The organism is Vitreoscilla filiformis, assembly GCF_002222655.1.
Taxonomy (GTDB): domain Bacteria; phylum Pseudomonadota; class Gammaproteobacteria; order Burkholderiales; family Burkholderiaceae_C; genus Ideonella; species Ideonella filiformis.
In genome coordinates, this window is record NZ_CP022423.1 from 1,435,187 (window position 1) to 1,449,319 (window position 14,133).

17 protein-coding genes are annotated in these 14,133 nt (G+C 65.0%); 15 read left to right on the plus strand and 2 right to left on the minus strand.

The genetic code is table 11. From position 1 onward, the window contains the following. Positions 1-6: 6 nt before the first annotated feature. The 15 genes from VITFI_RS06775 to VITFI_RS06845 all read left to right on the plus strand — a co-directional run bounded on the left by VITFI_RS06775 (position 7) and on the right by VITFI_RS06845 (position 11,452). Complete coding sequence (locus VITFI_RS06775) at positions 7-393, plus strand: dihydroneopterin aldolase (protein ID WP_089416332.1); 387 nt, start codon at positions 7-9, stop codon at positions 391-393. Further along, a complete protein-coding gene (gene ttcA / locus VITFI_RS06780) occupies positions 390-1,340 on the plus strand; it encodes a tRNA 2-thiocytidine(32) synthetase TtcA (protein ID WP_089418006.1) in 951 nt (316 codons plus the stop codon). The genes VITFI_RS06775 and ttcA overlap by 4 nt, the downstream gene beginning before the upstream one ends. Beyond that, a complete protein-coding gene (glmU, locus tag VITFI_RS06785) occupies positions 1,340-2,737 on the plus strand; it encodes a bifunctional UDP-N-acetylglucosamine diphosphorylase/glucosamine-1-phosphate N-acetyltransferase GlmU (RefSeq protein ID WP_232476678.1) in 1,398 nt (465 codons plus the stop codon). Before ttcA ends, glmU begins: the two co-directional genes overlap by 1 nt. A 77-nt stretch (positions 2,738-2,814) precedes the next feature. After that, positions 2,815-3,018, plus strand: a complete 204-nt coding sequence (locus VITFI_RS06790; RefSeq protein WP_089416333.1) for a hypothetical protein — start codon at positions 2,815-2,817, stop codon at positions 3,016-3,018. A 56-nt stretch (positions 3,019-3,074) separates the two neighbouring features. Next, positions 3,075-3,671, plus strand: a complete 597-nt coding sequence (locus VITFI_RS06795) for a MarR family transcriptional regulator (RefSeq protein ID WP_089418008.1) — start codon at positions 3,075-3,077, stop codon at positions 3,669-3,671. Next, complete coding sequence (locus VITFI_RS06800) at positions 3,646-4,071, plus strand: DNA-binding protein (RefSeq protein ID WP_089416334.1); 426 nt, start codon at positions 3,646-3,648, stop codon at positions 4,069-4,071. The genes VITFI_RS06795 and VITFI_RS06800 overlap by 26 nt, the downstream gene beginning before the upstream one ends. Before the next feature lie 158 nt (positions 4,072-4,229). Then, a complete protein-coding gene (dmpE, locus tag VITFI_RS06805) occupies positions 4,230-5,012 on the plus strand; it encodes a 2-oxopent-4-enoate hydratase (protein ID WP_089416335.1) in 783 nt (260 codons plus the stop codon). A 20-nt stretch (positions 5,013-5,032) separates the two neighbouring features. Then, the gene (gene dmpH / locus VITFI_RS06810) at positions 5,033-5,821 is read left to right on the plus strand and encodes a 2-oxo-3-hexenedioate decarboxylase (protein WP_089416336.1); all 789 of its coding nucleotides are present in this window, start codon (positions 5,033-5,035) and stop codon (positions 5,819-5,821) included. A 15-nt stretch (positions 5,822-5,836) separates the two neighbouring features. After that, positions 5,837-6,751, plus strand: coding sequence for an alpha/beta fold hydrolase (locus VITFI_RS06815; protein WP_089416337.1), 915 nt, complete (start codon positions 5,837-5,839; stop codon positions 6,749-6,751). Then, positions 6,748-7,362 carry an antibiotic biosynthesis monooxygenase gene (locus VITFI_RS06820; RefSeq protein WP_089416338.1) on the plus strand — a complete coding sequence of 205 codons (615 nt, stop codon included), beginning with the start codon at positions 6,748-6,750 and terminating at the stop codon, positions 7,360-7,362. Before VITFI_RS06815 ends, VITFI_RS06820 begins: the two co-directional genes overlap by 4 nt. An 18-nt stretch (positions 7,363-7,380) precedes the next feature. Further along, positions 7,381-8,175, plus strand: a complete 795-nt coding sequence (locus tag VITFI_RS06825) for an SDR family NAD(P)-dependent oxidoreductase (RefSeq protein WP_089416339.1) — start codon at positions 7,381-7,383, stop codon at positions 8,173-8,175. 23 nt (positions 8,176-8,198) lie between these two features. Next, on the plus strand, positions 8,199-9,098 hold the full coding sequence (locus VITFI_RS06830) for an acetaldehyde dehydrogenase (acetylating) (RefSeq protein WP_089416340.1): 900 nt from the start codon (positions 8,199-8,201) through the stop codon (positions 9,096-9,098). 152 nt (positions 9,099-9,250) lie between these two features. After that, on the plus strand, positions 9,251-10,282 hold the full coding sequence (gene dmpG, locus VITFI_RS06835; protein WP_089416341.1) for a 4-hydroxy-2-oxovalerate aldolase: 1,032 nt from the start codon (positions 9,251-9,253) through the stop codon (positions 10,280-10,282). Further along, on the plus strand, positions 10,260-10,493 hold the full coding sequence (locus VITFI_RS06840) for a 2-hydroxymuconate tautomerase (RefSeq protein ID WP_269768746.1): 234 nt from the start codon (positions 10,260-10,262) through the stop codon (positions 10,491-10,493). The genes dmpG and VITFI_RS06840 overlap by 23 nt, the downstream gene beginning before the upstream one ends. A 68-nt stretch (positions 10,494-10,561) precedes the next feature. Then, positions 10,562-11,452 carry a SphA family protein gene (locus VITFI_RS06845; protein WP_089416343.1) on the plus strand — a complete coding sequence of 297 codons (891 nt, stop codon included), beginning with the start codon at positions 10,562-10,564 and terminating at the stop codon, positions 11,450-11,452. Here the strand turns inward: VITFI_RS06845 and VITFI_RS06850 are convergent, their stop codons facing one another. Both VITFI_RS06850 and VITFI_RS06855 read right to left on the minus strand, forming a co-directional pair. Beyond that, positions 11,453-12,145: a GntR family transcriptional regulator gene (locus VITFI_RS06850; RefSeq protein ID WP_089416344.1), complete on the minus strand. Its 693-nt coding sequence runs from the start codon at positions 12,143-12,145 to the stop codon at positions 11,453-11,455. Then, positions 12,142-13,851: a sigma-54-dependent Fis family transcriptional regulator gene (locus tag VITFI_RS06855; protein ID WP_089416345.1), complete on the minus strand. Its 1,710-nt coding sequence runs from the start codon at positions 13,849-13,851 to the stop codon at positions 12,142-12,144. Before VITFI_RS06855 ends, VITFI_RS06850 begins: the two co-directional genes overlap by 4 nt. Between the last annotated feature and the right edge of the window lie 282 nt (positions 13,852-14,133).

Consider the following 14,133-nt stretch of genomic DNA (forward strand, 5'->3'; position numbering starts at 1 on the left):
CCCGACATGAGAACCCTTTATTTGGAGCGCCTGCGCGTTCACGCCAGCGTCGGCATCCTCGACTATGAATTGCGCTCGCGCCAGCAAGTGCTGATCTCGATGCGCGTGGAAATGCACGGCGTGCCCGACATTCCCTCCGCCGACGAGGTGGACGAGGTGCTGGACTACCGCGCCATGCGCGAAATCGCCAAACAAGAGGCCGAAAGCGGCCACATCAACATGCTGGAGACGCTCACTGGCCGCATCGCCCAACGCCTGCTGGCGCTGCCGGGCGTGGACGTGGCGATGGTGCGCGTCACCAAACCGAACATCTTCCCGGATTGCGACGGCGTCACCGTGGAAGTGCTGTCCCGCCGCTCTGACCGCTCCGACGATTGCCCGACCTCGCCATGAACACCGCTGCCCCCGATACCTCTGCCGCTCCCCTGTCCGAAGCCGAGGCCGAAGCCCAACGCGCCGCCAAGCGGGCCGCGTACGAAGCCAACAAACTGAGCAAGCGTCTGCACCGCCAAGTGGGCCAGGCCATCGCCGACTTCAACATGATTGAAGCGGGCGACAAGGTCATGGTCTGCCTCTCCGGTGGCAAAGACAGCTATTCGATGCTCGACATCCTGCTGAACCTGCAAAAGCGCGCCCCGATCCAGTTCGAGATCGTGGCCGTGAACCTGGATCAGAAACAACCCGGTTTCCCTGCCGATGTGCTGCCCAACTACCTGAAAGGTTTGGGCATTCCGTTCCACATCGAGACGCAAGACACCTACACCATCGTCAAAAAGCACATCCCCGAGGGCAAGACGATGTGCAGCCTGTGCTCGCGGCTGCGCCGGGGCATCCTCTACCGTGTGGCGCGTGAGCTAGGGTGTACCAAGATCGCCCTGGGCCATCACCGCGATGACATGGTGGTGACGCTGCTGATGAACATGTTCTTCGGCTCGCGCATGAAGGGCATGCCGCCCAAGCTGGTGAGTGACAACGGCGAATTCGTGGTGATTCGCCCCTTGGCCTATGTCGCCGAACCGGATTTGGAGAAATGGGCCGCGCACCGCGAGTTCCCCATCATCCCGTGCAGCCTGTGCGGCAGCCAGGAAAACCTCCAGCGCGTGCTCACCAAGAAAATGATCCGCGAGTGGGACAAGCAGTACCCGGGCCGCATCGACAACATGTTCACCGCGATGGGCAACATCACCCTGTCGCACATGATGGATCGCAGCCTGTTCCCGTTCACCGAGATCAAGGCCACCGGCAAGCCCGATCCGATGGGCGACAAAGCCTTCGATGAGGACGACGAAGACGACTGCGGCACCCCCGCCGTGCAGACCGTGCGCTTGGTGCGCGATTGATGTTGGGAGAGCGTGAGATGGCGTTGAATGTGGTGATCATGGCAGCGGGCAAGGGCACGCGGATGCGCTCGGCTTTGCCCAAGGTGTTGCACAAGCTGGCCGGGCGCTCGTTGTTGAGCCATGTGCTGGGCCGGGCGGCGGAGTTGGGTGCGCAGCGCACCTTGGTGGTCACGGGCCACGGGGCCGAACAGGTGGAAGCGCATGTCGGCGCGGCGGCCACCTGCGTGCGCCAAGAGCCGCAGTTGGGCACCGGCCACGCCGTGCAGCAAACCGTGCCGGCGTTGGACACGGCTCACGCCACCACCCTCATCCTCAATGGCGATGTGCCGTTGATCGAACCGGCCACCGCCGCCGCGTTGGCCGCTGCTTGCGGTGGCGAGCGCCTGGCGCTGCTGACGGTGGTGCTTCAGGATGCCACGGGCTACGGTCGCATCGTGCGGGAGGCGTCGGGCGAGCGCGTGTTGGCCATCGTGGAGCACAAAGACGCCAGCGCCGAGCAGCGCGCCATCCGCGAGGTCTACACCGGCATGATGGCCGCGCCGACGGCGTTGCTTCAAAAATGGGTGATGGCGCTGAACAACCAGAACGCCCAGGGGGAGTACTACCTCACCGACATCGTCGCCATGGCCGCCGCCGAAGGGGTGCCCGTGGTGGCGACGCAAGCCGCCGACGAAGTGGAAGTGCTGGGCGTGAACAGCCCGGCGCAGTTGGCGGATTTGGAGCGGCGTTTCCAACGTCGCCAAGCCGAGGCGCTGATGAACGCGGGCGTGCGGTTGGCCGACCCGGCGCGTTTCGATCTGCGCGGCACGCTCACCTGTGGGCAGGATGTGGAGATCGACGTCAATTGCGTGTTTGAAGGCGCGGTGACGTTGGGTGATGGCGTGAAGATCGGTGCCCACTGCGTGCTGCGCAACGCGGTGATCGCCGAGGGTGTGGTGATTCACCCGTTTTGCCACATCGATGGGGACAAAGACGGGGTGAGCGTGGGCGCGGGCTCGCTGATCGGCCCGTATGCGCGTTTGCGGCCCGGGGCGCAGTTGGGCGCCGAGGTTCACATCGGTAACTTCGTCGAAGTGAAAAACTCAACCCTGGCGGACGGGGCCAAGGCGAACCACTTGGCTTACCTGGGCGATGCGACGGTGGGCGAGCGCGTGAACTTCGGCGCGGGCAGCATCACGGCCAACTATGACGGCGCGAACAAACACCGCACCGTGATCGGCCACGATGTGCATGTGGGCAGCAACTGCGTGCTCATCGCCCCGGTGACGCTGGGCGACGGCGGCACGATCGGCGGTGGTTCCACCATCGCCAAGAACACGCCGCCGGATCAGCTCACGGTGGCGCGGGCCAAGCAGGTGTCGCTGGCGGGGTGGAAGCGGCCGCAGAAGAAGCGGTGAGGGTGGCGTGTGCTGCCTTGCTGCCCGCGCTACGGCATGTACTTGAATTGCGTGCTCTGAACTGAACGGCTTGCGCCATGACGACCGCTGCTCTCGCGTTCCGCTACGTCACCGGGGGCACGATGCCGCCGGCGCAGCTGACGGATTTCGGCGCCGAGGAAGCGCGGCCCTTGCTGGCGGGTTTGGTGGGAGAGGGTGCCGAAGCGTTGTTGGCGCGAGTGGATTTCTCCCGATTTCCCTACATGGAACAGTGCCCCGGCTTGCCGGTGCCGGCGGATTGAGCGTGGCCCACCGTTTGACACAAGTGATTCATTTTTTGCAACAATCGTCGCCAAAAATGAATCACCCTCTTCTTTCCCTGCTCCTGCCAGAGTACCGACTGCAAGTGCTGGCCCTGCTGCTGCTTCACCCCGAAGAAGCCCTGCACGGTCGTGAGGTGGCGCGGCGCACGGGGCTGTCCCCCGGCACCGTCACCCGTGAGCTGGTGCGGCTGGCCGAAGCCGGGCTGCTGCGCCGCCAACAGCGCGGTAACCAGCAGGTTTACAGCGCCCAGACGCAGTGCCTCATCTACCCGGAGTTGGCCTCCCTGCTGCGCAAAACCACCGGCGTGGCCCAAGCCCTGCGCCTGGCCTTGCAACCCGTGGCGGAACAAGTGCGCGTGGCTTTTGTGTTCGGCTCCGTCGCACAAGGCCGAGAAACCGCCGGCAGTGACGTGGACGTGATGCTCATCGGCACGCCCAGCTTCATCCAAGTGGTGGAACTGTTGTACCCGGTGCAGTTGGAGTTGGGGCGCGAGATCAACCCCAAAATTTTCACGCCCGACGAATGGGTTGCCCTCCGCGCGCAGGACGAGCCCTTCATCCGCGACGTGCTGGCCAAACCCCAACTCTTTCTGATCGGAACCGCCGATGACCTTGCACAACTTGCTCGGTAGAACGCTGGAGGCCTTGCCGCCGGACAAAGGCCAAATTGCCAAACTGTTGGCCGCTGCCCAGCGCAACATCACCGACGCCCAATTGGCCGCTCTCAGTGCCGAAAACCGCTTTGATGCGGCTTACAAAGCCATCATGCAACTGGCGATGGTGGCGCTCAATGCCAACGGCTACCGCACACTCACCAGCAAACCAGGGCACCACCAAACGGCCATTCAGACCTTGCCACTGACCGTTGGGCTGCCCATGAGCCAGGTCATCGTGCTGGATGCATTGCGCAAACAACGCAACCTGAGTGACTACTCGGGCGACTTGGTGCCCGAATCCGCCGCCGCAGCCTGCTTGGCTGCCGCGCAGCACTTGCTCAGGCATGTGCAAACTTGGCTGAACAACCATCCGTAGGCAGACAGGTGACGCGCGGCCATCGCCCTTGCGTTACTGCGCTTTACTGAATACCAAAAAGGTATTGAATCGACTCTATTCGGTATTGGACAGTATCGCCACCCGCCCCTATCGTCCCGTCCAGTTGTTCCCACCTCCCCAGGTTTTGCAGGAATTCCATGGACGCGCACAAGATCCAGCACTACGGAGACGAGCTGTACCAGGCCCTCCTCAGCCGCAGCACCGTCGAGCCGCTCACCAACCGTGAGGCCGACATCACCATTGAAGACGCCTACCAAATCCAGTTGCGCATGATCCAGCGCCGCTTGGACGCGGGCGAAGTGGTCATCGGCAAGAAGATCGGCGTCACCAGCAAGGTGGTGATGGACATGCTGGGCGTCAATCAGCCGGACTTCGGCCACCTGCTCTCCGGCATGGTGTTCAACGAAGGCGAGCCGGTGGACATGAGCAAACTCATCGCCCCCAAGGCCGAAGCCGAAGTGGCCTTCATCCTGAACAAGGATTTGACCGGCCCCGGCGTCACCGCTGCCGACGTGCTGCGCGCCACCGATTGCGTCATGCCCTGCTTCGAGATCGTGGACAGCCGCATCCGCGATTGGAAGATCAAGATTCAAGACACCGTGGCGGACAACGCCTCCTGCGGCGTGCTCACGCTCGGCGGCACCCGCCGCAGCCCGCGTGACCTCGATCTGGCCCTGGCCGGCATGGTGCTGGAAAAGAACGGCGAGATCATCAGCACCTCCTGCGGTGCCTCGGTGCAAGGCTCGCCGGTGAACGCCGTGGCGTGGCTGGCCAACACGCTCGGGCGTTTGGGCATCAGCTTGAAGGCGGGCGACCTGATTTTGTCGGGTTCGCAATCGCCCCTCGTGGCCGTGAAGGCAGGCGACAGCCTCACCTGTTCGGTGGGCGGCCTGGGCAGCACTTCGGTGCGCTTCATCTGACCCACAGGGAGAACCGCAGCATGCAACTCGACCGCGCCACGATTGAACAGCTCGCCGCCCATGTGGAATCCGCCGAGCTGGAAGCCCGCGACATCACCAAAATCACCGACGACTTCCCGCAGATGGATTGGGAAGACGCCTACGCGATTCAAGACGAAATCCGCCGCCGCAAGGAAGCGCGGGGCAACAAGACGGTGGGCTTGAAAGCCGGCCTGACCTCGTTTGCCAAGATGAAGCAAATGGGTGTGGAAACGCCGTGCTTCGGTTTCGTCTCCGACTACATGGCCCGCCCGGATGGCGGTGAGATCAAGACCTCCGAGCTGATCCACCCCAAGGTGGAGGCCGAAATTTGCATCGTCACCAAGGCGCCGTTGAAGGGGCCGGGTTGCCACGTCGGCACCGTGATGGCGGCAATTGATTTCGTGCTGCCCGCAGTGGAAATCATCGACAGCCGTTACCGCGACTTCAAGTTCGACCTGAAGAGCGTGATTGCCGACAACACCTCGGCCAGCCGCTTCGTCATCGGCGGGCGCCCGCGCAACGTCGAGGCGCTGGACTTGCGCACGCTGGGCGTGGTGCTGGAAAAGAACGGTCAGATCGTGGCGATGGCCGCTGGCGCTGCCGTGCTCGGCCACCCCGCCGCTGCCGTGGCGATGATGGCGAATCACCTGGGCGCACGCGGCCAGGAAATCCCGGCCGGCACCTTCATCATGACCGGTGGCGTGACCGAAGCCATCGCCGTGGCCGCTGGGGACAGCGTGAACGTGCGCTTCCAGGATCTGGGCAGCGTGTCCATGCGTTTCGTCTGACCATCGAGGCTGGCCATGACTGCTTGCGTGTCCACCGCGCCGGCCAGCCCGGCGGGGGCGCCTGTTGCGCCGTTTCCTTCGCCGCGCCGTGTGCCAACCGGCGGCTTTTTGACGCTGACGCACGACCAAGGCCGCTGCACCGAGGTCGCCCCCGTGCCGGTGTTGATGCTGCACGGCTCCGGCCCCGGCGTCAGCGCCTGGGCCAACTGGCGGCTGGTGATGCCGCACCTGGCGCAACAGCGCCGCGTGCTGGCGCCGGACATGGTGGGCTTTGGTGACACCGAACGCCCCGCAGGCATCCGCTACAGCATGGCCACCTGGGTGCAGCAAACGCTGGATCTGCTGGACGCTTTGAATCTGCCGCAGGTGGATTTGGTGGGCAACTCGTTCGGCGGCGCTTTGGCGCTGGCCACGGCGATTCGCGCTCCGCAGCGCGTGCGCCGGCTGGTGTTGATGGGCAGCGTGGGCGTGCCGTTCACGATCACGCCGGGGCTGGATGCGGTGTGGGGCTACGAGCCGTCCATCGAAGCCATGCGCGGCCTGCTCGACTTGTTCGCCTACGACCGGGGCTTGGTGAACGATGAATTGGCCGAGCTGCGTTGGCGCGCCAGCATCCAGCCGGGCTACCAAGAAGCGTTTGCCGCCATGTTCCCCGCCCCGCGCCAGCGCTGGGTGGACGCGATGTGCAGTGCCGAAAGCGACATCCGCGCCCTGCCGCACGAAACGCTGGTGATCCACGGCCGCGAGGATCGCATCATCCCCTTGCAGAACTCGCTCACGCTGGCGGACTGGATCGCCAAGAGCCAATTGCATGTGTTCGGCCAGTGCGGCCACTGGACGCAGATCGAGCACAGCGCCCGCTTCACCCGCCTGCTGGCTGATTTTTTCGCTGAAGCCGATGTGGCGGATGTCGCCCGGAGCGCGGCATGAGCGCACCCGCCACCGCTGCGCTGCGCAACCCCGTCACCGTGCTGGTGACGCGGCGCGTCAAGCCCGGCCACGCCCCAGCCTTCGAGCAAACGATGGGCCGGATGATCGAAGCCGCCGCCGGTTTCCCGGGCCATTTGGGCGGCCACCTCATCCGCCCCGGCGAGGGCACCGAGGGCGGCGACGGCACGGGCGAGCCCGATCTGTGGCACGTCATCTTCGCTTTCGACACACCCGAGCACCTGCAAGCCTGGCAAGCCTCGCCGGCGCGGGCGCTGGGTTTGGCCGCTGTCGCGCCGCACACCGAGGGCGAACAGCAAGTGCGCCAACTCACCGGCCTGGGTCACTGGTTTGCTGAACCGCTGGGGGCCAAAGGCCCGTCGCAAACCCCGCCGCCGCGCTGGAAGGTGGCGGTGGTGACGTGGCTAGGCATCTGCCCCACGGTGTTCGCGCTGTTCCTGCTGCTGGGCGAACTGTTGGCGCCGTGGCCGCTGCTGCCGCGTGTGATGGTGCTCACCGCGCTGGTGGTGGTGTTGATGACCTGGGTGGTGGCCCCGCGCCTGACCGCCTGGCTCAAACCCTGGCTCTACCCGACACCTGTTTCTGCCCCCTAACCGGCCCACAACACACCCATGAACCTGCAACTCCAAGGCAAGCTCGCGCTGGTCACGGGATCCACCGCTGGCATCGGTTACGCCATCGCCAAGGTGCTGGCGGCGGAAGGCGCCCACGTCACGCTCAACGGGCGCAGCCCAGAGCGCGTGGTGGCTGCCGTCACCCAACTGCAAGCCGAATTCCCCGAGGCGACGATTCACGGCGTGGCCGCCGACTTGGCCAGCGCCGAAGGCGTGGCCGCGCTGGTGGCCGCCTGCCCGGAGGCCGACATCCTGGTGAACAACCTCGGCATCTTCAACCCGCAGCCCTTCGAGCAAATCGAGGATGCGGAATGGCAGCGCTTCTTTGACGTGAACGTCATGAGCGGCGTGCGCCTGACGCGTGCGCTGCTGCCGGGTATGAAGGCACGCAACTGGGGCCGCGTGGTGTTCATCTCCAGCGAATCGGGCATCTGCCCGCCGGCGGAGATGGTGCATTACGGCATGACGAAATCGGCGCAACTGTCCATCGCACGCGGCTTGGCGGAAACCTGCGCCGGCACGGGGGTGACGGTGAACAGCGTGCTGCCCGGCCCGACGCTCACCGAAGGCGCCGGCGAATTTTTCGCCACCTTGGCGCGAACCAACGGCCAAACCTTTGACGAAGCCGCCCGCGACTTCTTCGCCCACGCCCGCCCCACGTCCCTCATCCAGCGCTTCATCCAGCCGACCGAAGTGGCCGCGCTGGTGGCCTATGTGTGCAGCCCGCTGGCGGCGGCCACCACCGGCGCCGCCCTGCGCGCCGATGGCGGCGTGGTGCGCAGCCTGATCTGACTTTGCAACGGAGACACGACCCCATGAGCGAAAAAATCAAGTGTGCCCTGATCGGGCCCGGCAACATCGGCACCGATCTGCTGGCCAAACTCAAGCGCAGCCCGGTGTTGGAACCGGTGTGGATGGTGGGCATCGACCCGGAATCCGACGGCCTGAAGCGTGCCCGCGAAATGGGCATCAAGACCACGGCGGAAGGCGTCGATGGCCTGGTGCCGCACATGAAGGCCGATGGCGTGCAGATCGTGTTCGATGCCACTTCGGCCTACGTTCACGCGGAAAACTCGCGCAAGGTGAACGAGCAAGGCGCACTGATGATCGACCTCACGCCCGCCGCCATCGGCCCGTACTGCGTGCCGCCGGTCAACCTGCTGCAACACGTCGGCCAGCGTGAAATGAACGTCAACATGGTGACCTGCGGCGGCCAAGCCACCATCCCGATGGTGAACGCGGTCAGCCGCGTGCAGCCGGTGGCGTATGGCGAGATCGTGGCGACGGTGTCGTCACGCTCGGTCGGCCCCGGCACGCGCAAGAACATCGACGAGTTCACCCGCACCACAGCAGGCGCGGTGGAAAAGGTGGGCGGCGCCAAGAAGGGCAAGGCCATCATCATCATCAACCCCGCCGAGCCGCCGCTCATCATGCGGGACACGGTGCATTGCCTCACCGAAACCGAGCCGGATCGGGACGCCATCACCGCCAGCGTCCACGCCATGATCAAGGACGTGCAGAAGTACGTGCCGGGTTATCGCTTGGTGAACGGGCCGGTGTTTGACGGTAACCGCGTCTCCGTCTTCATGGAGGTGGAGGGCCTGGGCGACTACCTGCCCAAGTACGCCGGCAACCTGGACATCATGACCGCCGCCGCCTGCCGCACCGCCGAGATGTTTGCCGAAGAGATGCTCGCCGGGCGTCTTACGTTCTAACTTGTTGGCGCTATTCCCCCCCTCTCCCCAACCCCTCTCCCGCAAGGGGAGAGGGGCTTGAAGGCACCGCCCCTGTAGGGCTCCCCTCTCCCCTCGCGGGAGAGGGGCCGGGGGAGAGGGGGCACACCGCACCCCCACACGGAAAAAACACCATGACTCTGCAAGGCAAGAAGATCACCGTCCACGACATGACCCTGCGGGACGGCATGCACCCCAAGCGCCACTTGATGACGCTGGAGCAGATGAAAACCATCGCCTGCGGGCTGGACGCTGCCGGCGTGCCGCTGATTGAGGTCACCCACGGCGATGGCTTGGGCGGCTCGTCGGTGAACTACGGCTTTCCGGCGCACACCGATGAGGAATACCTCGGCACGGTGATTCCGCTGATGAAGCAGGCCAAAGTGTCGGCGCTGCTGCTGCCGGGCATCGGCACCGTCGATCACCTGAAGATGGCGCGGGAACTGGGTGTGAACACCATCCGCGTGGCCACGCATTGCACCGAAGCGGATGTGAGCGAACAGCACATCACCTTCGCCCGCAAGCTCGGCATGGACACCGTGGGCTTCCTCATGATGGCCCACATGAACAGCGCCGAAGGCTTGGTGAAACAAGCCAAGCTGATGGAAAGCTACGGCGCGAATTGCATCTACGTCACCGATTCGGCGGGCTACCTGCTGCCCGATGGCGTGAAAGAACGCCTGACCGCCGTGCGCCAAGCCCTGAACCCGGAAACCGAGCTGGGTTTCCACGGCCACCACAACCTGGCAATGGGCATTGCCAACAGCATCGCCGCCATCGAGTGCGGTGCCACGCGCATTGACGCCGCCGCCGCCGGCCTGGGCGCGGGCGCGGGCAACACGCCGATGGAAGTGCTCGTCGCCGTGTGCGACCGCATGGGCATCGAAACCGGCGTGGACGTGTGGAAGATCCAAGACGTGGCCGAAGACCTCGTCTTCCCGATCATGGATTTTCCGATCCGCATCGACCGCGACGCGCTCACCCTGGGTTACGCCGGCGTGTATGGCAGCTTCTTGCTGTTCGCCAAGCGGGCGGCGGCCAAGTATGGGCTGTCGGCGCGAGACATCCTGGTGGAGCTGGGCCGCAAGAAGATGGTCGGCGGCCAAGAAGACATGATCGAAGACACCGCCATGACGATGGCGCGTGAACGCGGTTTGTTGGTCTGATCACGCAAGGAGCACGGCCATGCCTTTCGCCCAAATTTATTTGCTGGAAGGTCGCACCGAGGAGCAAAAACGCGCGGTGATCGAAAAGGTCACCGCCGCGTTGGTGGAGGCACTCGGTGCGCCGCAGCAAAACGTGCGCGTTTGGATTCACGACATGCCCAAAGAAAACTGGGGCATCGGCGGCCAAACCGCCAAAGACCTGGGGCGCTGACACCACAGCGCCCCACCACCCGAGAGGCGCCCCCAGATGGCGCCCTTTCATCCAATGGAGACAACCCCATGACCGCGATTTTTCGCTGGGCCACCGTGGCCCTGGCGGCTTCGGCCTGCCTGAACGCTTCTGCCACCGAGGGCGGCGGCTCGATTTACCCGCACGGCGTTGAAAACTTCATGGCCGGCGCACTGCCGCCGCCGGGGGTGTACGGCATCGTGTATGGCGAGTCCTACAGCGCCGATCGTGTCAACGATGCGCAGGGCAACAACCTGCACGTCCCCGATTTCAAGGTGACCGCCAATGTGATCGCCCTGCGGCCCGTGTGGGTCACGGGGGCCAAGCTGGGCGGCGGGGATGTGGTGCTGCACTCCATCGTCCCGCTGGTGGATTTGGATGTGAAAGTCGCCGGGGTGAGTCAGAACAAAACCGGCGTGGGTGACATCACGGTGGGCGCCGGCGTCGGGTTTCACCACAGCGCCAACTTGCACAGCATCGTGGCGCTGGATGTGATTTTGCCGACCGGCGGCTACACCCAGGGCGATCAAGCCAACATCGGGCGCAACTACCGTTCGTTTGAACCGGTGTTGGCCGTGAGCTGGGTCGATCCGGGTGGGTTCAATGCGGACGCGAAATTCGGCTACCTCATCAACAGCCGCAACAAGGACACGGATTACCGCTCTGGCCGCGAATTCCACTTCGACTACTCGCTCGGCTGGGGCCTGGGTTCGGGCTGGACAGCCGGTGTGGGCGGCTACTACTACCGCCAGATGACTGACGACAACGTCGCGGGGGCCGATGTGGCCAACTCACGCGGCAAGGCCCTGGCCTTCGGCCCATCGGTGAAGTACGACAGCGGCCAAGGCTGGTTCGTCACCGCCAAGTGGCAGAAGGAAACCGGCGTCGAGAACCGCGCCCAGGGGCGGGCGCTGTGGCTTAAGGCGGTGTTCCCGTTCTGATCACGGTGTGAAGTGCCCGCTGGTGCGCAACACATCCAGCGTGGCACGCACATGGTCTTCCAACACCAGCGCGGCGCGGGCTTCGCGGCGTTGCACGGCGGCGTGGTAAAGCGCCTCGTGCTCGGCGGACACATCCCGTGGCGGATGGGGCACATGGGCCAAGCGCAACGCCACGTAGCGATAACGGGCAGCGTGGCGGTAAAGGATGTCCAGAAAATGCCGCGTCCAGTTCGACGGATCGGCGGCGATCAGCGCCGCATGGAAATGCTGGTTCAGCGTTTCCCACTCCGGCGGATAAGGGCGGGGATGGTGTCGCTCCACTGTCGCCAGTGCCTCGTAAGCCCGCGTGAGGTCGTGCGCCCACGCGGCGGTGCCCAGCCGGATCGATTGGCGCAGGGCCTCGGTTTCCAGCATCACGCGCAGCCGGGTCACATCTTCCAGATCGGCCAAGGAGGCTGTGGCGACGCGAAAACCACGCTGCCCTTCCGCCGTCACCAGCGCGTCCGACACCAGCAGCGACAGCGCCTCGCGCAGCGTGCCGGCGCCCACTTCGTAGCGGTCTTTCAGGTGTTCGACACGCAGTTTTTCACCCGGCGGCAAATCTCCCTGGACGATGTCTTGACGCAGCGCGAGGTAAGCGCGCTCCACCTGGGTGCGCGGGGAGGTGGATTCGGTGGCGGCCAGCGTGTTCATGGGTCGGTGGACGAAGGGGTCGCCGTGGGGGCGTGACGCAAACGATACGCCAACTGGGGCCGCGTCAGCCCCAAGCTGCGGGCCGCTGCCGACAGGTTGCCTTTGGCGCGGCGTACGGCCTGCTCTAGCAACTGCTGTTCCAGCATCTCCAAGGACACGCCTTGCGCCAGCAACTGTTCGCACAGTTCTGAGGGCAGCGGCGGCTCGGCCACGGGGGCGAGTTGGCCGTGTCGATTCAAGCCGGTGGCGGCACAAGCGGCGTCGCTGGCCGGACGCTGGGCGAACAGGTGCTCCACCTCAACCGACTCGCCTTGAGCCGCCAAGATCACCCCGCGTTCGACCAAATTTTCCAGCTCGCGCACGTTGCCTGGCCAATCGTGTTCGGCCAGGGCGCGCTGGGCGCGGTCGCTGAAACCGGCCAGGCGCTTGCCGTGTAAAGCGCCGAAGCGCTGGAGCAGGTGCTGGGCCAGCAGCATCACATCGCCGGCGCGCTCACGCAGCGGCGGCAGGCGGATGGGGTAGACGTTGAGGCGGTACAGCAAATCACGCCGAAAGCGCCCTTCGCGCACAGCGGCATCCAGATCGACGTTGGTGGCGGCCACCAAGCGCACGTTCACTTTGCGCGGGGTGTCGCTGCCCAAACGCTCAATTTCGCCTTCTTGCAGGGCGCGCAGCAGTTTGGCTTGCAGGGGCAGGGGCAAGTCGCCGATTTCGTCGAGGAACAGCGTGCCTTGGTCGGCCCGCTCGAAGCGTCCGGCGCGGGCTGCGTGCGCCCCGGTGTAGGCGCCGCGCTCCACGCCGAACAGCTCGGCTTCGATCAACTCCGCTGGCAAGGCAGCGCAGTTCACCGCCACAAACGGGCCGTGGCGACGTTGGCTTTGCTCGTGCAGGCTGCGGGCGAAACGCTCCTTGCCCACGCCGGTTTCCCCGGTCAGCAGCACGGTGACTTGCGTCCCCGCCGCGCGTTGCAGCAGATCGCCGGCGCGGCGAAACGCCGGGGATTGGCCGATCATTTCGCGCCCGGGGTTGTCCGGCACCGTGAGGCTGGAGCGCAGGGCTTCGACTTGTTGGCTCAGGGCGTCGATGCGATCCAGCAGCGCGTCGGGCTCGAAATACACCCGATGCTCTTCCCCGTCCGGCCACGCCTCGATCGGGCGCCCGACGATCAAACAATGGTCATGGCCGCAGGCGGCGCACTGCACCTCCTTGAACAAAATCATGCGGCCCATGAACGCCGAGGTGTAACCGCAAGCGTAGCCGGTGAGGATCCAGCAGCAGGGTTCGTGCGCCTGGCCGTAGGCCTGTTGGTGGGCGTGGGCTTCCCAAGAATGGTCCCAGCGGAATTCGCCACTGCAATGGCCGCTGGCCACGTCAAATTCCATCTGAATCGGCGTGACCCGCGCTGCCCCCTCCAGCATGTGCAACTGGGGGCCGACGAGAAAGCTCTCGCGCAAGTCGCGCCCCGGGCGGCATTTTTTGGCGAACTCGGCGTCGCGCATGCCGCTGGCGTAGCCCATGCGCGTGAGCACGCGCCGGGCGTGTTCGGGGCCAGCGGAATCGATCAGGTCTTGGCGCAGCCCCGCCAGCGCGGCGGTGTGCAGCAGCAGCATGCGGCGCTCGCCGAGCCAGATCGAGCCCTCTTCGGGGGCAAAGCGCAGCAAGCGGCGCAAGTCGCCGTCGGGCGGGTACTTGGGAATGTCGAACATCGGGGCGAGTCTCCAGCGGCGCCGGTGGGCCGGCGCTCAATCTCGATATTTGACCGTGATCCTCTGACGTGTGGCTAGCGCCGTTTCATCCGATGGGATCAGGGTTTTTCCATTCATTTCACCAAATGATCAATTCTCCTCGCTGAACAGGTGATCAAAAGATCAAAACCGGGGTTGTGTGGGCCCAAAACCACCCCGTAGGGCGAGGCGACCGCACCCGGTTAAGCCCATTTTTCTCGGTGTTTACCCTGGAAATATCGAGATTTTTGCCGTTTTTGGGGC

What these genes read in the sequence shown, in the direction of transcription:
- VITFI_RS06815 (WP_089416337.1), top strand. Translation starts at nt 5,837, where the DNA reads ATGACTGCTTGCGTGTCCACCGCGCCGGCCAGCCCGGCGGGGGCGCCT.
- VITFI_RS06795 (WP_089418008.1), top strand. Translation starts at nt 3,075, where the DNA reads ATGAATCACCCTCTTCTTTCCCTGCTCCTGCCAGAGTACCGACTGCAA.
- VITFI_RS06825 (WP_089416339.1), top strand. Translation starts at nt 7,381, where the DNA reads ATGAACCTGCAACTCCAAGGCAAGCTCGCGCTGGTCACGGGATCCACC.
- VITFI_RS06820 (WP_089416338.1), top strand. Translation starts at nt 6,748, where the DNA reads ATGAGCGCACCCGCCACCGCTGCGCTGCGCAACCCCGTCACCGTGCTG.
- VITFI_RS06775 (WP_089416332.1), top strand. Translation starts at nt 7, where the DNA reads ATGAGAACCCTTTATTTGGAGCGCCTGCGCGTTCACGCCAGCGTCGGC.
- VITFI_RS06830 (WP_089416340.1), top strand. Translation starts at nt 8,199, where the DNA reads ATGAGCGAAAAAATCAAGTGTGCCCTGATCGGGCCCGGCAACATCGGC.
- ttcA (WP_089418006.1), top strand. Translation starts at nt 390, where the DNA reads ATGAACACCGCTGCCCCCGATACCTCTGCCGCTCCCCTGTCCGAAGCC.
- VITFI_RS06790 (WP_089416333.1), top strand. Translation starts at nt 2,815, where the DNA reads ATGACGACCGCTGCTCTCGCGTTCCGCTACGTCACCGGGGGCACGATG.
- VITFI_RS06845 (WP_089416343.1), top strand. Translation starts at nt 10,562, where the DNA reads ATGACCGCGATTTTTCGCTGGGCCACCGTGGCCCTGGCGGCTTCGGCC.
- VITFI_RS06800 (WP_089416334.1), top strand. Translation starts at nt 3,646, where the DNA reads ATGACCTTGCACAACTTGCTCGGTAGAACGCTGGAGGCCTTGCCGCCG.
- dmpH (WP_089416336.1), top strand. Translation starts at nt 5,033, where the DNA reads ATGCAACTCGACCGCGCCACGATTGAACAGCTCGCCGCCCATGTGGAA.
- dmpE (WP_089416335.1), top strand. Translation starts at nt 4,230, where the DNA reads ATGGACGCGCACAAGATCCAGCACTACGGAGACGAGCTGTACCAGGCC.
- VITFI_RS06850 (WP_089416344.1), bottom strand. Translation starts at nt 12,145, where the DNA reads ATGAACACGCTGGCCGCCACCGAATCCACCTCCCCGCGCACCCAGGTG.
- dmpG (WP_089416341.1), top strand. Translation starts at nt 9,251, where the DNA reads ATGACTCTGCAAGGCAAGAAGATCACCGTCCACGACATGACCCTGCGG.
- glmU (WP_232476678.1), top strand. Translation starts at nt 1,340, where the DNA reads ATGTTGGGAGAGCGTGAGATGGCGTTGAATGTGGTGATCATGGCAGCG.
- VITFI_RS06855 (WP_089416345.1), bottom strand. Translation starts at nt 13,851, where the DNA reads ATGTTCGACATTCCCAAGTACCCGCCCGACGGCGACTTGCGCCGCTTG.